Source organism: Brevibacterium picturae (assembly GCF_900105045.1).
In the GTDB taxonomy this organism is placed as follows: Bacteria; Actinomycetota; Actinomycetes; order Actinomycetales; family Brevibacteriaceae; genus Brevibacterium; species Brevibacterium picturae.
Genome location: NZ_LT629739.1, coordinates 4,133,516 through 4,158,820 on the forward strand (window position 1 = coordinate 4,133,516; position 25,305 = coordinate 4,158,820).

Genomic DNA, 25,305 nt, shown 5'->3' on the forward strand with positions numbered 1-25,305 from the left:
AACCCATGCCACTCAGACAAGATCTCACATCCGTCCTCGTCATCGGCTCCGGTCCCATCGTCATCGGGCAGGCCTGCGAGTTCGACTATTCGGGCACCCAGGCCTGCCGTGTGCTGCGCGAAGAGGGCCTGCGCGTCATCCTCATCAACTCGAACCCGGCGACGATCATGACCGATCCCGATGTCGCCGACGCCACCTACGTCGAACCCATCGCCCCCGACATCATCGAATCGATCATCGACAAGGAACGCCCCGACGCGATCCTGCCGACCTTGGGCGGTCAGACAGCACTCAACGCCGCGATCGAACTCCACGACGCGGGAACCCTTGAGAAGTACGGGGTCGAACTCATCGGCGCCGACGTCGAGGCCATCCAACGCGGCGAGGATCGCCAGAAGTTCAAGACCATCGTCGAAGAATGCGGCGCGGAATCGGCCAAGTCCGTCATCTGCCACAGCATTGAGGAGGCCCTGGCCGGGGCCGAAGAGCTCAACTATCCGGTCGTCGTGCGCCCCTCGTTCACGATGGGCGGTCTGGGCTCAGGCATGGCCTATGACGAGACCGACCTGCGCCGCATCGCCGGAGCCGGCCTGGGCGATTCGATGAACCACGAGGTGCTCCTCGAAGAATCGATCCTCGGCTGGAAGGAATACGAACTCGAACTCATGCGCGACCACAAGGACAACGTGGTCGTCGTGTGCTCGATCGAGAACGTCGACCCTGTGGGCGTGCACACCGGTGACTCGATCACAGTGGCACCGTCGCTGACTCTGACCGACCGCGAATACCAGAGGATGCGCGACATCGGCATCGACGTCATCCGCGCCGTCGGCGTGGCCACCGGCGGCTGCAACATCCAGTACGCCGTCGATCCGAAGACCGGCCGCATCGTCGTCATCGAGATGAACCCGAGGGTTTCGCGCTCCTCGGCACTGGCCTCGAAGGCCACCGGATTTCCGATCGCGAAGATGGCAGCGAAGCTGGCCGTGGGCTACTCGCTCGACGAAATCCCGAACGACATCACGAAGGTCACACCCGCCAGTTTCGAACCGACCCTCGACTACGTCGTGGTCAAGATCCCACGGTTCACGTTCGAGAAGTTCCCGGCAGCCGACCCGACGCTGACCACGACCATGAAGTCCGTGGGCGAGGTCATGGCTCTGGGCCGCAACTTCACCACTGCGCTGCAGAAGGCCATGCGCTCGATGGAGCAGCGGGAGGCCTCGTTCTCCTGGAACGAACTGCCCGACATCAGCGACGAGGACGTCAAAGATTCCGTCCTTGAGGCCATCTCGCACGCCACGGCCGATCGCATCCACTCCGTGCAGCGGGGACTGGCTGCCGGTCTGAGCAATGCGGAGGTCTTCGACGCCTGCGAGATCGATCCCTGGTTCCTCGACCAGATCGAACTCATCAACGAAGTCGCCGAGTTCATCTCCTCGGCAGACGAACTCGACGCCCAGGTGCTGCAGCTCGCGAAGAACCACGGCTTCTCCGACGAACAGATCGCCAGCCTGCGCAAGCTCGACACCGGTGTCGTCACCGGAGTCCGTCACGCTCTGCGCATCCGCCCCGTGTTCAAGACCGTCGACACCTGCGCCGGCGAGTTCGCCGCACACACGCCGTACCACTATTCCAGCTATGACCAGGAGACCGAGGTTGCGCCCCGCGAGAAGCCGGCCGTGATCATCCTCGGTTCGGGGCCGAACCGGATCGGTCAGGGCATCGAATTCGACTACTCATGCGTGCACGCGACGATGGCCATCTCCGAAGCCGGTTTCGAGACGATCATGGTCAACTGCAACCCCGAGACCGTGTCCACGGACTATGACACCGCCGATCGCCTCTACTTCGAGCCCCTGACCTTCGAAGACGTGATGGAGGTCTACCACGCCGAGGTGGCCGCCGGTCCCGTGCTCGGCGTCGTCTGCACCCTGGGCGGGCAGACCCCGCTGGGCTTGGCCGACAAGCTCAAGGCCGCAGGAGTGCCGGTCCTCGGCACCCAGCCCGAGGCCATCGACCTGGCCGAGGACCGCGGCGAATTCGGTGCCGTCCTCGACCGCGGCGGGCTCACCGCACCGAAGCACGGCACCGCAGTGACCTATGCCGAGGCCGAGAAGATCGCCGAGGAGATCGGCTACCCGGTCCTCGTTCGGCCCTCCTATGTGCTCGGCGGTCGCGGCATGCAGATCGTCTACGATCGCACGCAGCTCGTGGACTACATGGCCAGCGCCACCGAGATCTCCGTCGACCGGCCCGTCCTCGTCGACCGGTTCCTCGAGGACGCCATCGAGATCGACGTCGATGCCCTCTACGACGGCACCGACATCTTCATCGGCGGCATCATGGAGCACATCGAGGAAGCCGGAATCCACTCCGGTGACTCGGCGTGCGTGCTGCCGTCGCTGACCCTGGGCGACGACGTGCTCGACCGTGTCCGCACCGCCACTGCGGCGATCGCCGAGGGCACGAATGTGCGCGGGCTGCTCAATATCCAGTTCGCGATCACCGCCGACGTCCTCCACGTCATCGAGGCCAACCCCCGCGCCTCGCGGACCGTGCCCTTCGTCTCGAAGGCCACATCGACGCAGCTGGCGAAGGCCGCAGCCCTCATCGCCGTCGGACGCACGATCGCCGACATGCGCGGGAACATGCTTCCGGAGGCCGGTGACGGTTCGACCCTGCCGCTGGATCACCCGATCGCAGTCAAGGAAGCGGTCCTGCCGTTCCGCCGATTCCAGACTGTCGAGGGCAAGGTCGTCGATTCGATCCTCGGACCGGAGATGCGTTCGACCGGTGAGGTCATGGGCATCGACCACGATTTCCCGACCGCCTTCGCCAAGGGCCTCCTGGGAGCCTCGATCAAGCTGCCGACGTCGGGCACCGTGTTCGTGTCTGTGGCGGACCGGGACAAACGCGCCATGGTTCTGCCCGTCAAGGAACTCGTCGACATGGGCTTCGACGTCGTCGCCACGACCGGCACGGCTGCCGTGCTGTCCCGGTACGGCATCAATACCACTCAGGTCCACAAGCACTTCGAGGCCGACGCCGAGGACCGGTCGGTGCTGGACTACCTGGCCGCAGGCACGATCGACATGGTCATCAACGTCCCATCGGGACGACAAGAGCGGGCGGACGGCTATGAGATCCGTGCCTCAGCGACCGCGAACTCCGTGCCGCTGATCACCACCCTGGCCGAATTCGCCGCGGCAGTGACCTCGCTCGAAGTCGTCCGGGACAAGACGTTCAAGGTCCGCAGCCTCCAGGACTGGAGCGCGTGATGTACGGTGCCCGCCTGAAGGCGGCCATGGACGAGCACGGGCCGCTGTGCGTGGGCATCGACCCCCACGACCACCTGCTCGAGGCCTGGGGGCTGCCGCGCACAGCGGATGGGGTACGCGAATTCTCACTGCGCACAGTGGCCGAGCTGTCCGGGAGCGTGGCCGCGGTGAAACCGCAGTCAGCCTTCTACGAGCAGTACGGCTCGGCCGGAGTCGCCGTTCTCGAGGAGACCCTCGCGGCCTGTCGGGCACACGAACTCATCAGCGTCCTCGACGTCAAACGTGGGGACATCGGGTCCACCATGGGAGCCTACGCGCGTGCCTACCTGGACCCCGCCTCGGCGCTGGTAGCCGACTCCATCACGGTGTCTGCGTACCTCGGATTCGGGGCGCTGGATCCGGCGTTCGACCTCGCCGAGGCCCATGATCGGGGGGTCTTCGTGCTCGCACTGACCTCGAATCCGGAAGGGGCAGAGGTTCAGCACGCCAGACGTGGCCCGGCCGCCTCGGGATTCGGTGATTCCGTGGCCGGCTCGATCGTCTCCCAGGTCGCGGCCCGCAACGCAGACTCCGGTCCCGGCCCCGGTCGCTTCGGCTTGGTCGTCGGCGCGACGATCGGATCCGCAGCACGCGAGCTCGGCGTCGACCCCACCGAGTGCAATGGCCCCATCCTGGCTCCGGGAGTCGGCGCACAGGGAGCTGGGATCACTGAACTCGTCGACGTCTTCGGACCCGAGGCCATTGCCGCCAACCAGATCCTGGCCACCACCTCGCGCGCCGTGCTCAGTGCCGGACCCGCCGGTGTGCGCGCAGCGGCAAAGTCACTCAACGAATCTCTGATCCAGGTGGGCTGAGACCCGGACACGGGTGCGTCGGCTGGGTCCTCGGCGCCGGTCCGCGACGCTGACTGAGGCGGGCCGGCGCGGACCCGGAATGACAAGTTCTGCAGACATTTGAGTTTTCTTTCTCGCTTTATGCCTCTCACGAGGGTTTTTGTTTTAGACTGAAGCAACTTCCCTACCTGCTCGTTCATGGTGACAGAGGAGATAATGTGGCACTCGAACCTTTGACCCCGCAACAGCGTTCTGCCGCTCTTGACAAGGCCTTCAAGGCCCGTCAGGCGCGAGCCGAGGTCAAAACCGCGCTGAAGAATGGTCAAACCGATCTCGCCGCCGTGCTGAAGAAGGCCGGCGCAGACGAAGCACTCGCAAAGATGCGCGTCGTTGATCTGCTGAGATCGCTGCCCGGAGTCGGCGACCGACGCGCGGAAGCGGCCATGGATGACGTCGGCATCGCGTCGTCACGGCGAATCAAGGGACTGGGCGTACACCAGAAGAATGCCCTGTTGGAGAAATACTCCTGAATGTGTGAACAATAGATCTGTGAATAATCGACTCACCGTCCTCGCGGGACCCACCGCGGTCGGAAAAGGCACCATCAGCGCGTACATCAGAGATCATCATCCCGAGGTCTGGTTCTCCGTCTCCGCGACCACGCGGCCGCGGCGACCCGGCGAAACCGATGGTGTCCATTATCACTTCATCAGCGATGACGAGTTCGATTCGCTCATCGCTGCCGGTGAGCTCCTCGAGTACGCAGTCGTGCACGGTCGCCACCGCTACGGCACACCGTCGGCCCAAGTGCAGGAGAAGCTGGCCCAGGGAATACCCTCCCTGCTCGAGATCGATCTGCAGGGAGCACGCCAGGTCAAGGACAAGATGCCCGACGCGCTGTTCGTCTTCCTGTCTCCACCCAGTTGGGAGGAACTCGTCTCGAGACTCACCGGTCGCGGAACCGAATCGGCCGTCGAACAGGAGCGTCGACTGACCACGGCCAAGCAGGAATTGCAGGCCGAAACCGAGTTCGATGTCACCATCGTCAATGACCACGTTCGCACTGCGGCCGAAGAACTCATATCATTGATGGGTATATCCACTACCGATTAGATTGGACATTCATTGCCTGCACAACCTGAAGGCATCACCAATCCTCCGATTGATGATCTGCTGGCCGTGACCAGCTCGAAGTACGAACTGGTCTCGATTGCGGCTCAGAGAGCCCGCCAGATCAACTCCTACTACGCTCAGCTCCAAGAGGGCCTGCTCGAGAACGTCGGTCCGCTCGTGACCCCCGGAACCCACGAGAAGCCCCTGTCGATCGCGCTCCGCGAGATCAATGAGGGCAAGATCGTGTCCCGCGAAGTCACCGAAGCCGACTTCGGTGCGCTCAGCCCAGAGCCTGCACAGCCCGCCGTCAGCAACGACGGCGCACTGGACTTCAGCGACCAGTGAGAACCGTACTCGGCGTCGCCGGTGGAATCGCAGCCTACAAGGCGTGCCATGTCATTCGGCGACTCCGGGAACTCGGGCACAGCGTCAAGGTGGTGCCCACCGCCAGTGCGCTGAACTTCGTCGGTGCTGCCACCTTCGAGGCACTGTCCTCCCAGACAGTGACCACCGACGTCTTCGACGAGGTCGACACGGTCAACCATGTCCGCATCGGACAGGAGGCCGAGCTCGTCGTCATCGCACCGGCCACGGCCAATGTGCTGGCAAAGCTGGCCGCGGGCATCGCCGATGACCTGCTCACCGCCACGGTCCTGACGACGACCGCCGAGATCGTCGTCGCTCCTGCCATGCACACTGAGATGTGGCAGAATCCGGCCACCGTCGCGAACATCGCGACCTTGAAGCGGCGTGGCATCCACGTCCTCGAGCCCGCTGTGGGGCGCCTGACCGGTCCGGATTCCGGTCCCGGTCGCCTGCCCGAACCCGAAACCATCGTCGACTTCGCCCTCGCCGCTGCCGCAGACCCGACCACGCCGCCGACTGCCTCGACAGGGTCGGAGACCGACGACTCAGCGAGCAGCACCGCCGGGCCGTTGCATGGCAGGCACCTCGTCATCAGCGCGGGCGGAACCAGAGAGCCACTCGACCCCGTGCGATTCCTCGGAAACCGCTCCTCAGGCAAACAGGGGATCGCGCTGGCACGAGCGGCCGTCGCCGCCGGAGCCCAGGTCCATGTGGTTGCGGCCAACATCGATTCCGGACTGGTGGCCACACTGCCCCCCGGTGTGCGAATCACGAACGCCGAATCGACGCTCGAACTCCAAACCCAGATGCACGCTGCTCAGGCCGAGGCTGATGCCATCATCATGGCCGCCGCCGTCGCTGACTACCGTCCGGCGGAGCGCACCGACTCGAAGATGAAGAAGACCGGCGGCGAGGGCGTGACCTTGAACCTGGTGCAGAACCCCGATGTTCTCGTCGGGCTCGTCGAATCGCGTCGAGAGCACCAGGTGATCATCGGATTCGCCGCCGAGACCGGAGATCCTCATCACAGTGCACTCGACTACGCGAAGGCGAAGTTCCGACGCAAGGGCGTCGACCTTCTGGTGTTCAACGACGTCTCCGATGACAGAGCCTTCGGCCACGACGACACCGCCGTCCAGATCCTCAGCGCCGACGGTGGGGACGTCACCGCCAGTGCGGAATTTCACGGCAGCAAGGATGAGGTTTCGGAAAAGGTCATCGAGGCGCTCGTGAGTCGCGTGGAATGCGTAGAATCGTCGGCGTGAGTCAATCAAATCTGCGTTTCTTCTCGTCCGAATCCGTCACCGAGGGCCATCCCGACAAGATCTGCGACCAGATCAGCGATGCCGTCCTCGACGATCTGCTGAGTCAGGACCCGAACGCCAAGGTCGCCGTCGAGACGATGGTCACCACCGGTCTCGTCCACGTCGCCGGCGAGGTCAACACCGCTGCCTATGCCGATGTGGCAGGCATCGTCCGCAGGCTCATCACCGGAATCGGCTACGACTCCTCCGACACCGGATTCGACGGTCATTCCTGCGGAGTGTCGGTGTCCATCGGCAGCCAGTCCACCGACATCCATTCCGGTGTGACGAACCCGCTCGACTTCCGCGAAGCCGTGGAATCCGACCATGGTTCGAGCCTGGGTGCCGGTGACCAGGGCCTGATGTTCGGTTATGCGGACAACGCCACCGACGTCCTCATGCCGGTACCGATCCACCTGGCCTCACGGATGGCGGAGAAACTGTCCGAGGTGCGCAAGACCGGAGCCTTGGACTATCTGCGTCCCGACGGCAAGACCCAGCTGACACTCGGCTATGACGGCAACGAAGCCGTATCGATCGAGAACATCGTGGTCTCGACGCAGCACGCCGGTCACGTCGACCAGAACCAGCTGCACGCCGAAATCAAGGACTTCGTCGTCGACCCGATCATCGCAGGCTCCGGCCTCGATGACTCTCATGCCAACATCCACATCAATCCGGCCGGCCCCTTCGTCACCGGCGGGCCGATGGGCGATGCCGGACTGACCGGTCGCAAGATCATCGTCGACACCTATGGCGGATACTCTCGCCACGGCGGCGGCGCCTTCTCCGGGAAGGATCCCTCGAAGGTCGACCGTTCCGCCGCCTATGCCATGCGCTGGGTGGCGAAGAACGTTGTGGCCGCCGGACTGGCCGACCGCGCCGAGGTGCAGGTCTCCTATGCGATCGGCCGTGTCGACCCCATGGGCCTCTACGTCGAAACCTTCGGCACCGAGAAGGTCGACCCGCACGCGATTTCGAAGGCGATTCGCGAGGTCTTCGACCTGCGACCGGCCATGATCATCGCCGAACTCGATCTCCTGCGACCGATCTACTCGCAGACGTCGACCTACGGCCACTTCGGCCGTGAACTCCCGGACTTCACTTGGGAGGTCACGGACCGCGCCGACGATCTTCTGCGTGCCGTCTCCTCGGCTTGATGGACGAACCTCTTCCGATCGACACCGGCACCTCTGCCGTCGGGCGGGTGCCGCTGGCAGCGGACGACCCCGTGGCCCACGTGCTCATCGATCATCCGGTTCCGCATCTGGCCCGTACCTTCGATTACGCGGTGCCGGAGAAGTTCGCGGACACGGCCCGACCGGGTGTGCGTGTCAGAGTCAAGTTCGCCGGCAAGCTGCGCGACGGTTTCCTCCTGGACAGGGTTGACTCCTCCGATCACATCGGACCGCTGGCCACAATCGAGCGCATCACCAGCCCGGTCGTCGTGCTCACTCCTGAGTTGCTGCGACTCGGCACTGCCACCGCCCGCCGCTATGCCGGGACGCTCTCCGACGTCCTCCGACTGGCAATCCCGCCGCGCCACGCCCGCGCCGAGAAGGCTGTGCTCAAGGCAGACAAGGCAGGACTCGAAGCCGGCGACAACGCGACGGTGACTGGAGCGGACACGATCGGCCGCCTCGGCGAATGGGTCGTGAGCGAAACGCAGCACGAGGGCACCGATGAGTTCCCAGCCGCCGATCATCCGCGGATCGCTCTGACCTGCGTTCCCGGACCCACACCGGGGCTGAGCTGGATCACCGCCGGGCTCGAGGCGACAAGAGCGACATTGGCGGCGGGGGAGTCGGTGCTGTGGCTGGTGCCTGACCACCGTGAGCTCGCCGTCCTCTCGGCGGCGCTGGACGCCAGCGAGGACATCGACTCATACTCGGTGCTCAGCGCAGATCAGTCACCCGAGCAGCGGTGGACAGCCTGGCTGCGTGGTCTGCTCGGACACACGCGGGTGACGATCGGCACCAGAGCGGCCGCCTTCGCCCCTGTCACAGACCTGGGCCTCATCATCTGCTTCGACGACTCGAACTCGAACTACCTCGACCAGCACGCACCGTACCCGCATGCCAGAGAGGTGTGCCTGCTGAGGTCGACCATCGAGACCACCGGGCTGCTGTTCGTCTCCACCGACCGCAGCGCTGAGATCCAACGCCTCGTCGAGATCGGCTGGCTGCGCGACACCACGCCCACCGGCCCTGACCGCCGCGAGGGAGCGCCCCGCGTCTTCGTCCCCGATGAGGAGCGCGACCCCTTCGCATGGCAGCGCATTCCTTCCCGGGCCTGGCAGCTGATGCGCGGAGCCCTGCGCCCCGGGGCCAAGGACACGAACGCGGTCGGACCCGTCCTCGTTCAGGTCCCGCGTGCCGGGTACTATCCGGTGTTCGCCTGCGCGAGATGCCAGGAGGTCGCCCGCTGCCCCCGCTGCGAGGCCACATTGACCACCCAGTCGGAGGTCGGACCCTTCGCCTGCCGCGCCTGCGGTTTCCACTCCGAAACGTTCTCCTGCGGACGCTGCCGGTCGAACCAGGTGCGCTCGATCGTGCGCGGCAGGGGTCGCACCGTCGAGGAGCTGCGCAAGGCCATGCCGGGCATCGAGATCCTCGAATCCGGCGGCGACGACATTCCCACCGCCATCGACGACACTCCACGCCTCGTCGTGGCCACCACCGGAGCCGAACCCTATGCCCTCGGCGGCTACGCCTGCGCGATCCTGCTCGACTCGCTGTGGCCGGGGCCGTGGATGCGCTCGACGGATGAGGGAATCAGTCGGCGACTGCGTGCGGCAGCGCTCGTGAGATCACGCACCGCTGGGGGAGTCGTCTACCTCGGCGACACCGACGAGGCGATCCGGAACACGGTGACCACCTTCGACCCGGTGACCAACATGTCCAGAGCCCTCACCGACCGACGGGAGCTGGGCTTCCCTCCCTACCGGCGCATCGTCGAACTCACCGGGGCCGGCACCGACATCGACGCCGTCCTCACAGCCGTCCCAGACCTCACCGAACTCATCCGCGACTCCGACGGCGATGACCAGAAGGCTGTCGCGGCCTATCCGATCGCAGCTGGTGACGCAGTCGGCGAGGCGTTGGCTCAGCAGACCGCCTCCAGGTCAGCGAAGAAGCTGCCCCAGGTCCGCATCCGCATCGACGACCCTCGGTCCTTGTGAGATCCACGATGCCCGGTCGCTGTGCGGGCGACATGAACAAGTAGAATTCCTCAAGTGGATATCGTCTTCGCCGGAACACCGGATGCCGCAGTGCCAGCCCTCGAGGCCCTCGTCGAATCCCGGCACCGCATCCGTGCCGTCCTCACCCGACCCGACGCCCCGGTGGGACGCAAACGCGTCCTCACCTCATCGCCGGTCAAGGCCCGAGCCCTCGAGCTCGGTCTCGACGTCATCGAGGCGAGTCGACTCCGGGGCGAGGTCATCTCCGAACTCCGAGCTCTCAAGGTCGATGCTGTGGCCGTCGTCGCCTATGGAGCCATCGCCGGCCCGGCAGCCCTGTCGACCGCCGAACTCGGATGGTTCAACCTCCACTTCTCCCTCCTGCCTGCCCATCGCGGAGCCGCTCCGGTCCAACGAGCCCTGATCGCCGGGCAGGCCCGCAGCGGAGTCAGCGTGTTCAAGATCGACGAGGGCATGGACTCCGGCCCCGTCCTGCGCCGCCTCGAACTGCCGCTGGACCATCCCGACGTCGCCACCGCACTCGATGACTACGCTCACCGGGGCGCGGTCGAACTGGTCGCGGCCTTCGACGACCTCGCCGATGGCACCGCTGTTCTGACCCCACAGTCCGAGGAGGCGACCCACGCGGACAAAATCGACGTCGCCGACGCCCACCTCGACTTCGCCGAGCCCGCGCGGGCCATCATCGACCGCTCCCGGGGAGTCAGTCCCAGCCCCGGACCATGGGCGAACGTCGATGGAAAGCGGACCAAACTCTTCGGACTCGCACCCGCCCCCGAGGTCACCGCGCCTCCCGAGATCGGACTGCTGACCTCATGGCAGAAGGCCGCCGTTATCGGCTGCAGCGACGGCTGGGTCCACGTGGCGGAGATCCAACCCTTCGGCAAAGCACGAATGGCTGCCGCGGACTATCTGCGCGGCCATGGCGACATCCGATTCGACCCCACTGACACCAGCGCCGAGCCGACGGCAGACCCCGAGCAAGGAGCATGAGACAGATGCCAACAGATCAGCGTCAGCCCAGACAGGCGAAGAATCTGCCTAGGCGCATCGCCTGGGAGGTCCTCGTCGACGTGGAGACGAAGGACTCCTACGCGAACCTGCTCCTGCCCGCCAAGCTGGCCCGCACGCACATGGAAGCCCAGGACGCGGCGTTCACGACGGAGCTCACCTACGGTGCCCTGCGCCAGCAGGAGTTCTACGATGCGATCATCGCCACGGCAGCGAACCGGCCCATCGACACCATCGACCCTGAACCGCTGGCAGGCATGCGCCTCGGTGCCCACCAGCTCCTGTCCATGCGCGTGCCCGACCACGCGGCACTGTCCGAGACCGTCGCCGTGATCAAGTCCTATGCGCCGAAGACCGCCGGATTCGTCAACGCCGTCCTGCGCCGGATCTCCGAGATCGACCGGGCCGAATGGCTGCGCCGCGTCACGGCCGGTGCCACCGCAGTCGGCGAACAGGCCATCGAATATTCCCATCCCGAATGGATCGTGCGGGCCATGACTCAGGCTCTCAAGGGTCATGGACGCCAGGCCTCTGAACTGCAGGCACTCCTCGAAGCCGACAATGCCGCAGCGAAGGTCAGTGTCTCGGCCCTGCCCGGACTCATCGACCGCGGCGAGCTGCCCGGGCAGCCGACCGAGTTCTCACCCATCGGCGTCACCCTTGAGACCGCCGTGCCCAAGAACGTCGACGCCGTTGCCACCGGCCGGGCCCGGGTGCAGGACGAAGGCTCCGCCCTGGTGGCACTGGCACTGGCGCAGGTTGCGGCACCGGCAGGAACCTGGGCAGACCTGTGTGCCGGGCCCGGCGGCAAGGCCGCAGTTCTGGCGGCGATCGCGAAACAGGAGGGCACCACCCTCGACGCCTTCGACTCGAGCGAACACAGGGTCGAACTCGTCAGGTCCTCCACCCAGGCACTCGACAACGTCACCACCCGCATCCAAGACGCCCGCGATGCCGCCGGTCCCTACGCGAAGGTCCTCGTCGACGTTCCCTGCTCGGGCCTCGGCGCCCTGCGTCGTCGTCCCGAAGCCCGCTACCGTCGTCGCCCCGAGGACATCAACGCCCTGGCCGGGCTGCAGCGCGAGCTCCTGCGTGCGGCATTGGAGGCATGTGCGCCCGGCGGGGTCGTGGCCTACTCCACCTGCTCGCCCCATTACGCGGAGACCGTACTCGTCGTCGACGACGTCCTGCGCGGAACCGACGTCGAGATCCTCGACGCACCGTCGGTCCTCGCCGAGGTCACCGGCAGCGACGCCGAGGGGTTCGCCTCGGTGGGGCGAGGAGAGGGACGGTACGCTCAGCTGTGGCCCCATGTCCACGGCACCGATGGAATGTTTGTGGCTCTGATGCGGAAGGCGAACTGAAATGGCGATCGAGATCAACCCCAGCATCCTCAGCTCCGATTTCTCGGACCTGCGCGGTGAACTGGAGAAAATCAGCACGGCCGACATGGCGCACATCGACGTGATGGACAACCATTTCGTCCCGAACCTGACGTTCGGTCCTCCCGTGGTCGAACGGATCCAGGCGATCAGTCCTATCCCGCTCGACGCCCATCTGATGATCGCCGAGGCGGATCGGCACGCCCCGATCTACGCTGAACTCGGTTGCGCCTCGGTGACCTTCCACGCCGAGGCGGCCGCCGCCCCCGTGCGCTTGGCCCGGGAGCTCCGGAAGCTGGGGGCCAAAGCCAGCCTCGCGCTCAAGCCGGCCACTCCGATCGAACCCTTCATCGACCTCCTCGGCGAGTTCGACCAGATCCTGATCATGACCGTCGAACCCGGATTCGGCGGACAGAAGTTCCTCGATGTGTGTCTGCCCAAGATCCGGCGGACCCGTGAGGCGATCTCCGCCGCGGGGCTTGAGATCAAACTGCAGGTCGACGGGGGAGTCTCGACGTCGACGGTCGAACGCGTCGTCGACGCTGGTGCCGACGTTCTCGTGGCCGGCTCCGCCGTCTACGGCCCCGAGGACGCTGCCGCCGCGATCTCAGGGCTGCGTGAACTCGCAGCGTCACACGTGCACTGAGGAGGGCCGATATGGAACTGCTCGACTGGCTGAATACCCCGGCGTTCGAACTGCTGGGCAAACCGGTGCCGTTCTCGGACCTGTTCGGCAACATCTGCGCCTTGGCCACCGTGGTCCTGGCCCTGCGCCGCAACATCCTGTCCTGGCCGGTCCAGATCCTGGGTTCCATCCTGCTCTTCGCCGCGAGCATCTCCGCCGGACTGGGCGGAAATGCCTCCCGCCAGATCGTCATCATCGTCGCCGCCGTGTGGGGCTGGACGCAGTGGAAGAAGTCGCAGGAGGCCGCGGGCGAGGTCCTCGTTCGCTGGGCCACCTGGAAGGAGCGACTGCTCCTGATCGGCGCCCTCTTGCTGGGCACCGCGGTGTTCGGCTACGTCCTCGCCCTCGGAGGGTGGTCCTGGAACCCCTATCCCGACGCCTACATCTTCGTCGGCTCGGTCGTCGCGATGTACGCCCAAGGACGGGCGATCGTCGAATTCTGGTTCGTGTGGCTGGCCGTCGACCTCGTCGGCATCCCCCTGGCAGTCGCCGGTGGGCTCGTGTTCTCCGGAGCGGTCTACCTCATCTTCCTCGTCATGGTCGTCCTCGGCTTCATCGACTGGTCGAAGAGATCGAAGCAGACGATCTCCGCGCCGCACCTCGGCGCCACGGACATCAACCGCAGCCCCGACGACTGAAACCGTCCCGCTGGCCGAGACCCCGTGTGAGGGTGGCATCGACGATGTATTAGGCTGGATTCGTGAAGACCTTTGACTCGCTCTACTCCGAACTCCTGCAGAAATCCCTCGATCGCCCCGAAGGCTCGAAGACCGTGGCCGAACTCGACGCCGGAGTCCATGCGATCGGGAAGAAGGTCGTCGAAGAAGCCGCAGAGGTCTGGATGGCGGCCGAATACGAGACCAAGGACGAGCTCGCCGAGGAGATCTCGCAGCTGCTCTATCATCTGCAGGTGCTCATGGTCGCCAAGGATCTCAGCCTCGACGACGTCAACTCGCACCTGTAGAGACTGCACGAAGGCTGCAGCCCGAACCCCAAACAAACCGTTGACGATGACACACAAAAGGACATCATGCTGCGTGTAGCCGTGCCGAACAAGGGCGCACTGTCCGAAGCCGCCTCCGAGATGCTCAGCGAGGCCGGATACTCCACCCGTCGAGGAAGCAAGACCCTGGTCCATCAGGACGAAGTCAACGGCGTCGAATTCTTCTACCTGCGTCCACGCGACATCGCCGTCTACGTCGGCTCGGGGATCCTCGACGCCGGCATCACCGGCCGCGATCTGCTGCTGGAATCGAAGGCCGAGGCCCAGGAGGTCGTCGGTCTCGGCTTCGGCGCTTCCCGCTTCTTCTACGCAGGCGTCACCGGCTCCTATTCTTCGCCGACCCAGCTGGAAGGTGCGCGCATCGCCACCAGCTTCCCGAACCTCGTCGACGCTGATCTGCAGGCCAGGGGAATCGACGCGAAGACCGTTCAGCTCGACGGAGCGATCGAAGTCTCCATCCAGCTCGGCGTCGCCGATGCCATCGCCGATGTGGTCGAGACCGGCAGCACCCTGCGTGCGGCAGGACTCGAGACATTCGGCGACCCCCTGCTGGAGTCAGAGGCCGTCCTCATCCAGCGCGATGGAGCGGCCGAGACGATCGGGGTGCTGCGCCGTCGGCTCGAATCCGTGATGGTGGCCCGGCAGTACGTCCTCGTCGACTACAACATCGAAGAGCGCCTTCTGCCTGAGGCCCTCGGGCTGACCCCGGGACTCGAATCACCGACGATCTCTCCGCTGCAGGAGACAGGCTGGGTGGCGGCACGAGTCATGGTCGAGTCCAAAGAGGTCAACAATGTCATGGACCGTCTCTACGCGGTCGGTGCCCGTGCGATTCTGGTGACGAACATTGGCGCCTGCCGAATCTGAATTCCGCGTCTTCAGGCCCCGCCAGGTGCGTGTCATCAGCATCGTCGGCGCTGTGGTGGTGTTCATCGGGTTCGCGGTGCTCTCCGTGGCACTGCTCGTCGTGGACTGGGACCCTTGGACACCGCTCGATGTGGTCTGGATGAACCTGCTGGGAATCATCTTCGCGGCCGCCCTGCTGCGCGTGTCCGACATTCAGGCCAAACCGAGCGAATCCGGATTGGTCGTGCGGAACATGGTCAGGACGCGGACCTTCGCGTGGGGCCAGATCCTCGGCGTCGCGTTCTCCCCGGAGGGCGATGACCCCTGGCCCACCCTCGATCTCACCGACGGAACCACATACGCCGTGATGGCGATCCAGCATGCAGATGGACCCCGAGCCCACGAGGAATGTCAGCGATTGCGTAAGCTCATCGCTGGATGGACCCACTTCAAGGAGGAATAGGAATGTCGAACGACACAATCACCGGGGTCGAAGGCCCACTGACCGGATATACGGTCATCGACCTCTCCCGTGCATTGGCCGGCCCACACGCGGGAATGATGTTCGGCGACCTCGGTGCCCGAGTGATCAAGGTCGAGAACCCGGGCAAGGGAGATGACTCCAGGTCCTGGGGCCCTCCGTTCGTCGGTCCCGAGGACGACCCCCAGGCCACGTACTTCTTCTCCTGCAACCGCAACAAGGAGTCCATCGCCCTCGACCTCAAGTCGGACACCGGCAAGGAGACGCTGCGGGAGCTCATCGCACGCGCTGACGTGCTCGTCGAGAACTTCCGCTCCGGCGTCCTCGACCGCCTCGGCTTCTCCACCGCCATGTGCATGGAGATCAACCCCCGCCTGGTGCTGCTGTCGATCACCGGCTTCGGCCACGACGGACCCGAGTCCTCCCGTGCCGGCTACGACCAGATCGCCCAGGGCGAGGCCGGGCTCATGTCGCTGACCGGATCCGGCCCCGAGGACATGCAGCGTGTCGGAGTGCCCATCGCCGACCTCCTCGCCGGCATCTACGGTTCCTACGGAGTCCTCGCCGCTCTGCTCGAACGTGAGCGCACAGGCAAGGGCAAGGTCGTGCGCACCTCGCTCATCGCCGGCATGGTCGGAGTTCATGCCTTCCAGGGCACACGCGCCACCGTGGCCGGACAGAACCCCGAACCCGGTGGCAATCATCATCCTTCCCTCTCGCCCTACGGCCTCTTCAAATGCCATGAGGGAGCCGTGCAGATCTCCGTGGGAAACGAGAATCTGTGGCAGAAGTTCTGCGCCGCATTCGGCATCGACCCGGCCACAGAGGGCATGGGCGACAACTCTTCCCGTGTCGCGAACCGACCGGCGGTCATCGAGCTCATCGAAACCAAGTTCGCCGACTACGGCCCGGATGAGCTGCTCGCGAAGCTTGGCGACGCCGGCATCCCGTCGGGAACCGTGCGCACACTCGAAGAGGTCTACTCCTGGGATCAGGCGCTGAGCCAGGGCCTCAAGGTCTCGGTCGACCACCCCGTCCTCGGCGACATCGACCTGCCCGGACCACCACTGCGCTTCTTCGATGCCGAAGGTGAGGCCGAGGTCGAAACCACGAGGACCACCCACGAAGCCCCGCCTCTGCTCAACGAGGACGCCGAGGCGATCGTGTCCTGGCTCGACGCGGACAGCTGAGGAGGCCGACCACAGCCGCACCACCCAGGACCCAACACCGCTTACCGTTCGTCAGACACATCTGAAACAGGAGATACGCACGTGGCACGGTTGAATGCACATGAACTCGTCGACATCGTCGTGGACGACGGATCCTTCGTGTCTTGGGACACGACGCCTATCATGCCCGCCGGGGGAGTCTCCGAGGAATACGCGGCCGAACTCGCCGCCGCCCGGGAGAAATCCGGCGCCGACGAGGCCATCATCACCGGAGAGGGCATGATCGAGGGGCGACGCGTCGCCATCGTCGCTGGGGAATTCCGCTTCCTCGCCGGTTCGATCGGCGTCGCCGCAGCCCAGCGGCTTGTCGATGCGATCGAACGCGCGACCCTCGAAGGGCTGCCGCTGCTGGCCGGGCCGGCCTCCGGCGGGACCAGAATGCAGGAAGGCACGATCGCGTTCCTGTCGATGGTCAAGATCACCAACGCCGTCATGGCCCACCGCCGCGCGGCCCTGCCCTACCTCGTGTACCTGCGCCATCCGACCACCGGTGGCGTCTTCGCCTCCTGGGGGTCGATGGGCCATGTCACTGTCGCCGAGGCGGGCTCGCTCATCGGCTTCCTCGGCCCGCGTGTCTTCGAAGCCATCTACGAGGAGAAGTTCCCGGAGAATGTGCAGACAGGTGAGAACCTGCACAAGCACGGCATCATCGATGCGGTGATCGGCCCCGAGCGGATCCAGGCCACGGTGGCCCGAGTCCTCGACGTCCTCATGGGGGCCAAAGAGATCCCTCCTCGTGTGGCCGATCCCGACACGCGCCCGGTGAGCGTCGACCCGGATTCCGACGCCTGGGAGGCGATCACACGGTCTCGCAATGCCGATCGTCCCGGAGTGCGCGATCTGCTGCGGACGGCGGCCAACACGGTGTTGCCGCTCAACGGTACGGGACAGGGCGAGAAGGACCCAGGGCTGCTGCTGGCGTTGGCGAAATTCGGCTCGGCTCCGTGCATCGTGCTCGGCCAGGACCGGTTCCGCCAGGACTCCCGGGCCCCGCTGGGACCCGCAGCACTGCGAGAAGCCAGGCGCGGCATGCGGTTGGCGGCCGAACTCGATCTGCCGCTCGTGACCGTCATCGACACACCAGGGGCCGCACTGTCGAAATCTGCCGAGGAGGGCGGCATCGCCGGAGAGATCGCTCGCAGCCTCGCCGACCTCGCCAATCTCGACGCACCCTCGGTGTCCCTCATCCTCGGCGAAGGGTCCGGTGGGGGAGCTCTCGCACTGATTCCCGCGGATCGAGTCCTCAGCGCCGCGAACGGGTGGCTGTCCCCCCTGCCTCCGGAAGGAGCCTCGGCGATCGTGCACCGCACGACCGACCGCGCACCGGAGATGGCACAGAGCCAAGGTGTGCATGCGCCGATGCTCATGGCCACAGGAGTCGTCGACCGGATCATCGCCGAAGACCCCGACGCGAGCCAGGAGCCATTGGACTTCGTGGCGCGGGTGGGTGCGACACTGGAGTACGAACTCATCGAACTCATGCGCGAACCCTCCGACCGGCGCCTGGCACGCCGGATGGAACGGTATCGGACCCTCGGAATCTGAACGTCGACGCAGGAATCTAGGAGAATCATATGGTTGCCATCAGAGTCATCCCATGCCTGGACGTCGACGAAGGACGTGTCGTCAAGGGCGTGAAGTTCGCCGACCTCAAGGACGCCGGCGATCCGGTCGAACTGGCCAGACGCTACGGCGAATCCGGGGCCGACGAGCTGACGTTCCTCGATGTCACCGCCAGCAGCGGTGATCGGGAGACCGTTCACGACATCGTCCGTGCCTGTGCCGAAGAGGTCTTCATTCCTCTGACCGTCGGGGGCGGCATCCGCAGCGTCTCCGACGTCGACAGGCTCCTGCGCGATGGTGCCGACAAAGTTTCCGTCAACACCTCCGCGGTGACGAACCCTCAGCTCATCAGCGATATCGCCCGTCATTTCGGCAATCAGGTCCTCGTCCTGTCCCTCGACGCCAGGCGCACCCAGGGGACCCAGACGCGCTCCGGCTTCGAAGTCACCACCCGCGGTGGTCGGGAGGGGACCGGCCGCTGCGCGATCGACTGGATCACCGAGGCGGCCGATCGCGGCGTCGGTGAGATCCTGCTCAACTCCATCGACGCCGACGGCACCCGTGACGGCTTCGATCTCGAACTCATCGCCGCAGCCCGGGCGGCCGTCGACGTTCCGCTGATCGCCTCCGGTGGAGCCGGGCGAGTCGACCACTTCGCTCCGGCCGTGGCCGCCGGCGCAGACGCGCTCCTGGCAGCGAGCGTCTTCCACTTCGGTACACTGAGCATCGCCGAGGTCAAGGACGCACTCCGGACGGAAGGGATCGAGGTCCGATGAACACACACGAGGCGAGCACACTTGGGTCCGGAAGTCCGAGCGACGCGAATCCGGAGAACTGGCGCGAACTGATCATGGTCAACGCCGACGGGCTCATTCCCGTCATCGTCCAGGAGGTCACCACCCGCGAGGTCCTGATGATGGCCTGGATGGACACCGAAGCCATCGAACGAACCCTGCGCGACGGCCGCGCCGTGTACTGGTCGCGGTCCCGGCAGGAATACTGGGTCAAAGGAGAGACCTCGGGGTATACTCAGAAGGTGGTGTCCCTGAGCCTCGACTGTGACGCCGACGCTCTGCTCCTGGAGGTCGAACAGACCGGCCCGGCCTGCCACACCCTGACCCCGACGTGCTTCACCGGAAGGACCATCAGTGCCAACTGACACACGCACGACCGAGACCGGCACGACCGGACCGGAGGCGACGCACACCGGGCTGAGGGTCCGCCCCAGCCTCGAGGAATTCCGAGCCTTCGGCGCCGACCACCGTCTGGTCCCCGTCCACGCGGAGGTCCTCGCCGACGCCGAGACACCATTGAGCCTGTACCGCAAGCTCACCGACGGCGGCCCCGGCAGCTTCCTCTTCGAATCGGCTGTGTCCGGAGCCTGGGCGCGCTACTCATTCATCGGTTCCGCCCCCGTGGCCACGCTGATCTCCGAGAGTGAGAGCTTTCGCTGGGAGGGCACACCGCCGGTGGGAATCCCCACCGAAGGCAGCGTTCTCGATGCAGTGACCGCGACCCTTGAGCTGCTTGCCGTGGATGCGAGCGAGTCGGTTCTTCCGCCGATGGTCTCCAGCTTCGTCGGATACTTCGGTTGGGACATCGTCCGTGAGTTCGAGAAACTGGGACCGGCCCAAACCAACGAGCATCATCTGCCGACCGTGCAGCTGATGATTCCCGGCGACATCGCGGTCTATGACCATTACTCGGGAACCCTCACACTCGTGGCCAATGTCTTCAACGTCAATGGCGCCGACACCGGCATCGACGAGGCCTACCACGCGGGTGTCGACCGGATCGAGGCGATGCTCGCCAGGATCAGCAGGCCCAGCGCAGCCGAGATCTCGAGCACGCACTTCGTCAAGCCCGAGGTATCAACCCGCACCGAACCGCAGGTCTACCTCGACAGCGTCGAACAAGCCAAGCGTGAGATCGTCGACGGCGAGATCTTCCAGGTCGTCCTCGGCCAGCGTTTCGACACCGACTGCGAAGGCGACCCGCTGACCGTCTATCGGATGCTGCGCCATTCGAACCCCAGCCCATTCATGTATCTGCTCAACCTCCACGACGACCAGGGGCAGCCCGCCAGCATCATTGGCTCATCCCCGGAAGCTCTCGTCACGGTCCGGTCCGGAGACGTCGTCACCCATCCGATCGCGGGGTCGCGTCCTCGTGGAGCCACGCCCGACGAGGACTCGACGCTGGCCAGAGATCTCATCAGCGACGAGAAGGAACGTGCCGAACACCTCATGCTCGTCGACCTCGCCCGCAACGACCTCGCAAAGGTCTGCCGGGCCGGAACGGTCGATGTCAGTGAGTTCATGGACATCGTCCGCTACAGCCACATCATGCACATCTCCTCGACCGTGCGCGGCGAACTCGCGCCCGGCCACGGAGCCGTGGATGTGCTTCGCGCAGCGTTCCCGGCAGGAACCCTCTCCGGAGCACCGAAGCCCCGTGCACTGCAGATCATCGACGAGCTCGAAACCATCGGCCGTGGAATCTACGGGGGAGTCGTCGGATACATGTCGTTCACCGGCGACCTCGACCTGGCAATCGCCATCCGCACAGGGGTCCTGCGAAACTCGGTGATGAGCGTCTACGCCGGTGGTGGGCTCGTCGCCGATTCGGTTCCCGAAACCGAATACCAGGAATCGCAGAACAAGGCGGCCGCGGTGCTGGGGGCGGCGGCAGCTGCCAGTGCTGTGGAGAGACTCGGCGCGTCGACCGGGGAATGCAGCTGAGATGACGAAATCACGCGGCGTCCTCCTCGTCCTCATCCTCGCCGGCGCACTGTGGGCAATCAGCCTCGCATCGTGGCAGGCTGGCGTGGCAGGCGACTCACTCGGCCCCACGGGTGTGGCTGATGTCACAGAGGATGCGAGTGCCCAAGCATCTCCGGTCGCGACCGCCTGCGTCGCCATTATTGCCGTCACCGGGCTGCTGTCAGCCATGATGGGCAAGATCGGACGATTCGTCGTCCTCGGCTTCGCCTCGCTGGCCGCCGTCGGTTACGGCATCACCGCGCTGCAGTCGATCTCCGCCCCCGGAGCCACCAGCTGGCCGATAGTCGCCCTGTTCGCGGCAGCGATCACGCTCATCGTCATCGTCTATGTGGCCTTCGCCTCGGCGGGGTGGACCAACTCCAACCGCTACGCCAGGACCGCCGAGGCCGACGGCGAGGAGTTCGACTCCGCAGCGACATGGGACGCCCTCTCCCGCGGAGACGACCCCGAAACCGACCCGAAGGACCTCGAATCCGACCCGAAGGCCCCGGAGTCCGACACCGACGACGCTGGTGGGGCCGATGATGAATCGAAATGACCTCGTGACCGGGTCGGTGTCTTGGCCCAAGTCGAAGCGTGTCACAATGGATGCAACAAGTTTTCACGCGTGCCACGCCTGCATCTCTAAGGAGCACCATGTCGCAATCCGTCGCTCGTAACGGCGCAACCGATCTCGACAAATCGACGATCGACTATGCCGCCATCGCCGACCCGGGACACGGAAACTCCGTGGCCGGCTGGACCGGTGTCATCGTCATGCTGATCGGCGTCACCATCGGCTGCGTCGGGTTCACCATCCACACCGCGACCATCACCTACGTCGGTGTCGGCGTCGTTGTGCTCGGCCTCATCGCCGGCCTCATCCTGCGTGCCGTCGGTCTGGGAAACAAGCCGAAGAAGCAATGACAGTTCTCGACGACATCGTCGCCGGTGTACGCGAAGATCTCGCCGAACGCCGGAGGCAAACACCGCTGGCAGACGTCATTGAGCGCGCGCGTGAGGCACAGCCCGCGCGTGCGTTCGATCTCGACGGTGACTTCGGAGTCATCGCCGAGGTCAAACGGCGTTCTCCCTCCCGCGGGGACCTCGCCCACATCCCGGATCCGGGGACCCTGGCCGGGCTCTATGCCGCCGGGGGAGCACGAGCGATCAGCGTGCTCACCGAAGGACGACGCTTCTCCGGCAGCCTTGAGGACCTCGACTCCGTCCGTGCAGCGGTCGACATCCCCGTGCTGCGCAAAGACTTCATGGTCGAGGAATACCAATTCCATGAGGCCCGCGCCCATGGCGCTGATCTCGTCCTCCTCATCGTTGCGGCACTGGATGTCGGCCAACTCCACGAGTTCCACGCTCTCGCCCGTGAACTGGGGATGACCGCCCTCGTCGAGACGCACAATGCCGAAGAGCTGGCGATCGCAGCCGAACTCGATGCCCCCCTGATCGGCATCAACACCCGCAACCTCAAGGACCTCAGCGTCGATACGAGCCGTTTCGCTCCCTTGGCCGATCTGGCACCGGCGGCCTGCACACTCGTCGCAGAGTCCGGAGTCACCGGTCCCGATGATGTCGAGACCTACGCCGGAGCCGGCGCCGATCTCGTGCTCGTGGGCGAAGCACTCGTCACCGGCGGCGACGCCGAGTCCGCCGTGGCCGCGTTCACCTCGACAGGGCAGGAGCGCCGGGCGGCGACCAGTCGTCAGTCTTGATCCACCCGACCACCATTTCGAACCACGAAGGACGGCAATGACCGATTTGAGCCAGGAGAACGGACCTTACTTCGGTTCGTACGGAGGCAGGTTCTTCCCCGAAGCGCTGATCCCCGCGCTCGACGAGATCGAGGAGACATGGCGCAAATCCCAGGTCGACCCGGAGTTCACGCAGCAGCTGCTCGACCTGCAGCAGAACTACATCGGCCGTCCCAGCCTTCTCACCGAGGCCACCCGGTTCGCCGCGCACTGCGGTGGGGCGCGGGTCTTCCTCAAACGCGAAGACCTCAACCACACCGGCAGCCATAAGATCAACAACGCCGTGGGCCAGGCCCTGTTGGCCAAGCGCATGGGCAAGACCCGTGTCATCGCCGAAACCGGAGCCGGACAGCACGGTGTTGCCGCAGCCACGGCCGCCGCCCTCCTGGATATGGAGTGCGAGGTGTACATGGGTGAGGAAGACACCCAGAGGCAGGCACTCAACGTCGCTCGGATGCGACTGCTCGGAGCGAAGGTCAACTCCGTGTCCAACGGCACCAAGACGCTCAAAGACGCGATGAACGAAGCGATGCGCGACTGGGTTGCCAACGTAGAGAACACGCACTACATCATCGGCACAGTCGCCGGCCCGCACCCGTTCCCGGCCATGGTCCGGTCCTTCCAGGACGTCATCGGCATCGAAGCTCGCGAACAGATCCAGAACGCCGTCGGTCGTCTGCCTGACGCGGTCTGCGCGTGTGTCGGAGGTGGGTCGAACGCCATGGGCCTCTTCGCCGCCTTCCTCGCCGATCCCGAGGTGAAGATCTTCGGTTTCGAAGCCGGAGGAGACGGCGTCGACAGCGGCCGCCACGCCGCCCGCTTCTCCGGTGGACGCCCCGGAGTCCTGCATGGCTCGGCTACCTATATCCTCCAGAACGAGGACGGCCAGACTCAAGGGTCCCACTCGATCTCGGCCGGACTCGACTACCCATCGGTCGGCCCCGAGCATTCCCACCTCCACGACATTCAGCGCGTCATCTACGAGCCTGTCGTCGATGAAGAGGCCATGGAAGCCATGCAGCTGCTGTCGCGGTCCGAAGGCATCATCCCTGCAATCGAATCCGCCCACGCCCTGGCCGGTGCTATGCGCATCGGACGGGAACTCGGCAGCGAAGCGGTCCTGCTCGTCAACCTCTCCGGTCGAGGCGACAAGGACATGACGACCGCGGCCAAATGGTTCAACTACTTCGACGAAGGAGCTGTGCAGGTATGACGAGCTCAGGACCCCGAACCGGTACCACACTCGACGCCGTCGCCCAGGCGAGCCGCAAGGCCGCGCTCATCGGATATCTTCCCGTCGGGTTCCCCTCGGTCGAAGGCTCCATCGAGGCCATGGTCGAACTGGTGAAATCCGGGGTCGACATCGTGGAAGTGGGTATGCCGTATACCGATCCCGGAATGGACGGACCCGTCATCCAACGCGCCGCCGAGCAGGGTCTCGCTGCCGGGGTGCGCACCTCTGACATCTTCTCCGCCGTCTCAGCCGTCGCAGAAGCCGGCGGCACCGCCGTTGTGATGAGCTACTGGAACCTGGTGCTCCAACACGGCGTTTCAGCCTTCGCACGCGACCTGGACTCGGCCGGCGGCGGAGGCATCATCACCCCCGACCTCATCCCCGATGAGGCTTCCGAATGGATGAGCGTCTCCGACGAATACGATCTCGACCGCATCTTCCTCGCCGCTCCCTCATCGACGCCCGAGCGCATCGCCACAATCGTCGAGGCGAGCCGCGGATTCGTCTATGCGGCCTCGACGATGGGCGTGACCGGAGTCCGCTCCGAGGTCGACAACCACGCTCGCGACCTCGTGGGGAGCCTCAAGGATGCCGGAGCGCCCCATGCCTGTGTCGGGCTGGGAGTCTCGACGCGCGAACAGGCCGCAGAAGTCGCAGACTACGCCGATGGAGTCATCGTCGGCTCTGCCCTCGTCCGCGCCCTCGACAACGACGGAGTCAGCGGAATCGCCACCTTGGCCGCTGAGCTCGCGGAGGGCTGTGCATGAGCCGGATCCAACAGCTGGCATCCGAAGGAGTGGAGATCGGATCACTCACGATCCCGACGTGGGCCCTGTGGGTGCTCGCACTCGGTGTGCTCCTCCTCATCGTCGGAATCGTCGTCTTGGTCCTCGCTCGTCGTGCCAGAAAAATCGCCCGAGCAACAAAAGGCGCCTCGAAAGGGGACGGTGAGGGCTTCGGAGGGCACGGTTTCGGATACTTCGGAGCGGTTACCTCGGCGATCTCGATCACCCCCGATGTGAAGCGGAATTCCCGGCGAAACGACGGTTCGAAGTCCGACGACCGAGACGTTTAGGTTCGTTTTACGGTCCTTTTTCTGTGCCGCCCTGAGCTGCCGAGGGGTGTAGGTTAGGTATCCGACCGTGAGAACCACGTCACATCTGTGCCCCAGGACGATCTCCAGAGGGCGCCGCCGATACTGCTAGAGACAGCGCCGTCTTTAACGTCAACATCTACACCCCGTG

The 25,305-nt window shown here is 65.2% G+C and carries 26 protein-coding genes; all 26 read left to right on the forward strand.

Annotated features, from left to right (window positions below; translation table 11 throughout):
• Positions 1–5: 5 nt before the first annotated feature.
• The 26 genes from carB to BLT92_RS18955 all read left to right on the forward strand — a co-directional run bounded on the left by carB (position 6) and on the right by BLT92_RS18955 (position 25,136).
• The gene (gene carB, locus BLT92_RS18830) at positions 6–3,281 is read left to right on the forward strand and encodes a carbamoyl-phosphate synthase large subunit (RefSeq protein WP_092108097.1); all 3,276 of its coding nucleotides are present in this window, start codon (positions 6–8) and stop codon (positions 3,279–3,281) included.
• Positions 3,281–4,135, forward strand: a complete 855-nt coding sequence (gene pyrF, locus BLT92_RS18835) for an orotidine-5'-phosphate decarboxylase (protein WP_092108099.1) — start codon at positions 3,281–3,283, stop codon at positions 4,133–4,135. Before carB ends, pyrF begins: the two co-directional genes overlap by 1 nt.
• Positions 4,136–4,332: 197 nt before the next feature.
• Positions 4,333–4,644 carry an integration host factor, actinobacterial type gene (mihF, locus tag BLT92_RS18840; RefSeq protein WP_092108101.1) on the forward strand — a complete coding sequence of 104 codons (312 nt, stop codon included), beginning with the start codon at positions 4,333–4,335 and terminating at the stop codon, positions 4,642–4,644.
• 19 nt (positions 4,645–4,663) lie between these two features.
• Positions 4,664–5,227: a guanylate kinase gene (gene gmk, locus BLT92_RS18845; RefSeq protein WP_172802635.1), complete on the forward strand. Its 564-nt coding sequence runs from the start codon at positions 4,664–4,666 to the stop codon at positions 5,225–5,227.
• Positions 5,228–5,239: 12 nt separating this feature from the next.
• Complete coding sequence (gene rpoZ / locus BLT92_RS18850; RefSeq protein ID WP_092108104.1) at positions 5,240–5,572, forward strand: DNA-directed RNA polymerase subunit omega; 333 nt, start codon at positions 5,240–5,242, stop codon at positions 5,570–5,572.
• Complete coding sequence (locus BLT92_RS18855) at positions 5,569–6,858, forward strand: bifunctional phosphopantothenoylcysteine decarboxylase/phosphopantothenate synthase (protein ID WP_092108106.1); 1,290 nt, start codon at positions 5,569–5,571, stop codon at positions 6,856–6,858. Before rpoZ ends, BLT92_RS18855 begins: the two co-directional genes overlap by 4 nt.
• Positions 6,855–8,057, forward strand: a complete 1,203-nt coding sequence (gene metK, locus BLT92_RS18860; RefSeq protein ID WP_092108108.1) for a methionine adenosyltransferase — start codon at positions 6,855–6,857, stop codon at positions 8,055–8,057. Before BLT92_RS18855 ends, metK begins: the two co-directional genes overlap by 4 nt.
• Positions 8,057–10,078 carry a primosomal protein N' family DNA-binding protein gene (locus BLT92_RS18865; protein ID WP_092108110.1) on the forward strand — a complete coding sequence of 674 codons (2,022 nt, stop codon included), beginning with the start codon at positions 8,057–8,059 and terminating at the stop codon, positions 10,076–10,078. Before metK ends, BLT92_RS18865 begins: the two co-directional genes overlap by 1 nt.
• Before the next feature lie 54 nt (positions 10,079–10,132).
• Complete coding sequence (locus tag BLT92_RS18870; protein WP_092108112.1) at positions 10,133–11,092, forward strand: methionyl-tRNA formyltransferase; 960 nt, start codon at positions 10,133–10,135, stop codon at positions 11,090–11,092.
• Positions 11,093–11,097: 5 nt separating this feature from the next.
• A complete protein-coding gene (locus BLT92_RS18875) occupies positions 11,098–12,474 on the forward strand; it encodes an RsmB/NOP family class I SAM-dependent RNA methyltransferase (RefSeq protein ID WP_092108114.1) in 1,377 nt (458 codons plus the stop codon).
• A 1-nt stretch (position 12,475) separates the two neighbouring features.
• The gene (rpe, locus tag BLT92_RS18880) at positions 12,476–13,138 is read left to right on the forward strand and encodes a ribulose-phosphate 3-epimerase (RefSeq protein ID WP_092108116.1); all 663 of its coding nucleotides are present in this window, start codon (positions 12,476–12,478) and stop codon (positions 13,136–13,138) included.
• An 11-nt stretch (positions 13,139–13,149) separates the two neighbouring features.
• The gene (locus BLT92_RS18885) at positions 13,150–13,815 is read left to right on the forward strand and encodes a nicotinamide mononucleotide transporter family protein (RefSeq protein ID WP_092108118.1); all 666 of its coding nucleotides are present in this window, start codon (positions 13,150–13,152) and stop codon (positions 13,813–13,815) included.
• Between the two features lie 62 nt (positions 13,816–13,877).
• Positions 13,878–14,141, forward strand: a complete 264-nt coding sequence (locus tag BLT92_RS18890) for a phosphoribosyl-ATP diphosphatase (RefSeq protein WP_092108120.1) — start codon at positions 13,878–13,880, stop codon at positions 14,139–14,141.
• 66 nt (positions 14,142–14,207) lie between these two features.
• Positions 14,208–15,047 carry an ATP phosphoribosyltransferase gene (gene hisG, locus BLT92_RS18895; RefSeq protein WP_092108122.1) on the forward strand — a complete coding sequence of 280 codons (840 nt, stop codon included), beginning with the start codon at positions 14,208–14,210 and terminating at the stop codon, positions 15,045–15,047.
• Between the two features lie 25 nt (positions 15,048–15,072).
• The gene (locus tag BLT92_RS18900) at positions 15,073–15,489 is read left to right on the forward strand and encodes a PH domain-containing protein (protein ID WP_231938918.1); all 417 of its coding nucleotides are present in this window, start codon (positions 15,073–15,075) and stop codon (positions 15,487–15,489) included.
• 2 nt (positions 15,490–15,491) lie between these two features.
• Positions 15,492–16,697, forward strand: a complete 1,206-nt coding sequence (locus BLT92_RS18905; RefSeq protein WP_092108126.1) for a CaiB/BaiF CoA transferase family protein — start codon at positions 15,492–15,494, stop codon at positions 16,695–16,697.
• 81 nt (positions 16,698–16,778) lie between these two features.
• Positions 16,779–18,281, forward strand: coding sequence for a carboxyl transferase domain-containing protein (locus BLT92_RS18910; RefSeq protein ID WP_092108128.1), 1,503 nt, complete (start codon positions 16,779–16,781; stop codon positions 18,279–18,281).
• Positions 18,282–18,310: 29 nt separating this feature from the next.
• Positions 18,311–19,075 carry an imidazole glycerol phosphate synthase subunit HisF gene (gene hisF, locus BLT92_RS18915; protein WP_092108130.1) on the forward strand — a complete coding sequence of 255 codons (765 nt, stop codon included), beginning with the start codon at positions 18,311–18,313 and terminating at the stop codon, positions 19,073–19,075.
• Entirely contained in the window at positions 19,072–19,458 is a 387-nt protein-coding gene (hisI, locus tag BLT92_RS18920; protein ID WP_092108132.1) for a phosphoribosyl-AMP cyclohydrolase, read from the forward strand. The genes hisF and hisI overlap by 4 nt, the downstream gene beginning before the upstream one ends.
• The gene (gene trpE, locus BLT92_RS18925; RefSeq protein ID WP_092108134.1) at positions 19,448–21,040 is read left to right on the forward strand and encodes an anthranilate synthase component I; all 1,593 of its coding nucleotides are present in this window, start codon (positions 19,448–19,450) and stop codon (positions 21,038–21,040) included. The genes hisI and trpE overlap by 11 nt, the downstream gene beginning before the upstream one ends.
• A 1-nt stretch (position 21,041) precedes the next feature.
• The gene (locus BLT92_RS18930; RefSeq protein WP_092108136.1) at positions 21,042–21,620 is read left to right on the forward strand and encodes a Trp biosynthesis-associated membrane protein; all 579 of its coding nucleotides are present in this window, start codon (positions 21,042–21,044) and stop codon (positions 21,618–21,620) included.
• A gap of 98 nt (positions 21,621–21,718) precedes the next feature.
• On the forward strand, positions 21,719–21,988 hold the full coding sequence (locus BLT92_RS18935; protein WP_092108138.1) for an HGxxPAAW family protein: 270 nt from the start codon (positions 21,719–21,721) through the stop codon (positions 21,986–21,988).
• On the forward strand, positions 21,985–22,788 hold the full coding sequence (gene trpC, locus BLT92_RS18940) for an indole-3-glycerol phosphate synthase TrpC (RefSeq protein WP_092108140.1): 804 nt from the start codon (positions 21,985–21,987) through the stop codon (positions 22,786–22,788). The genes BLT92_RS18935 and trpC overlap by 4 nt, the downstream gene beginning before the upstream one ends.
• Positions 22,789–22,825: 37 nt before the next feature.
• Positions 22,826–24,040 carry a tryptophan synthase subunit beta gene (gene trpB, locus BLT92_RS18945; RefSeq protein ID WP_092108142.1) on the forward strand — a complete coding sequence of 405 codons (1,215 nt, stop codon included), beginning with the start codon at positions 22,826–22,828 and terminating at the stop codon, positions 24,038–24,040.
• Entirely contained in the window at positions 24,037–24,828 is a 792-nt protein-coding gene (gene trpA, locus BLT92_RS18950) for a tryptophan synthase subunit alpha (protein ID WP_092108144.1), read from the forward strand. The genes trpB and trpA overlap by 4 nt, the downstream gene beginning before the upstream one ends.
• Positions 24,825–25,136, forward strand: a complete 312-nt coding sequence (locus tag BLT92_RS18955; RefSeq protein WP_092108146.1) for a hypothetical protein — start codon at positions 24,825–24,827, stop codon at positions 25,134–25,136. The genes trpA and BLT92_RS18955 overlap by 4 nt, the downstream gene beginning before the upstream one ends.
• The last annotated feature ends 169 nt before the right edge of the window (positions 25,137–25,305 follow it).

Coding starts and splice junctions, on each gene's coding strand:
- carB (WP_092108097.1), top strand. CDS start 6: ATGCCACTCAGACAAGATCTCACATCCGTCCTCGTCATCGGCTCCGGT.
- pyrF (WP_092108099.1), top strand. CDS start 3,281: ATGTACGGTGCCCGCCTGAAGGCGGCCATGGACGAGCACGGGCCGCTG.
- BLT92_RS18865 (WP_092108110.1), top strand. CDS start 8,057: ATGGACGAACCTCTTCCGATCGACACCGGCACCTCTGCCGTCGGGCGG.
- BLT92_RS18875 (WP_092108114.1), top strand. CDS start 11,098: ATGCCAACAGATCAGCGTCAGCCCAGACAGGCGAAGAATCTGCCTAGG.
- rpe (WP_092108116.1), top strand. CDS start 12,476: ATGGCGATCGAGATCAACCCCAGCATCCTCAGCTCCGATTTCTCGGAC.
- BLT92_RS18885 (WP_092108118.1), top strand. CDS start 13,150: ATGGAACTGCTCGACTGGCTGAATACCCCGGCGTTCGAACTGCTGGGC.
- hisG (WP_092108122.1), top strand. CDS start 14,208: ATGCTGCGTGTAGCCGTGCCGAACAAGGGCGCACTGTCCGAAGCCGCC.
- BLT92_RS18905 (WP_092108126.1), top strand. CDS start 15,492: ATGTCGAACGACACAATCACCGGGGTCGAAGGCCCACTGACCGGATAT.
- hisF (WP_092108130.1), top strand. CDS start 18,311: ATGGTTGCCATCAGAGTCATCCCATGCCTGGACGTCGACGAAGGACGT.
- hisI (WP_092108132.1), top strand. CDS start 19,072: ATGAACACACACGAGGCGAGCACACTTGGGTCCGGAAGTCCGAGCGAC.
- BLT92_RS18930 (WP_092108136.1), top strand. CDS start 21,042: ATGACGAAATCACGCGGCGTCCTCCTCGTCCTCATCCTCGCCGGCGCA.
- BLT92_RS18935 (WP_092108138.1), top strand. CDS start 21,719: ATGTCGCAATCCGTCGCTCGTAACGGCGCAACCGATCTCGACAAATCG.
- trpC (WP_092108140.1), top strand. CDS start 21,985: ATGACAGTTCTCGACGACATCGTCGCCGGTGTACGCGAAGATCTCGCC.
- trpB (WP_092108142.1), top strand. CDS start 22,826: ATGACCGATTTGAGCCAGGAGAACGGACCTTACTTCGGTTCGTACGGA.
- trpA (WP_092108144.1), top strand. CDS start 24,037: ATGACGAGCTCAGGACCCCGAACCGGTACCACACTCGACGCCGTCGCC.
- BLT92_RS18955 (WP_092108146.1), top strand. CDS start 24,825: ATGAGCCGGATCCAACAGCTGGCATCCGAAGGAGTGGAGATCGGATCA.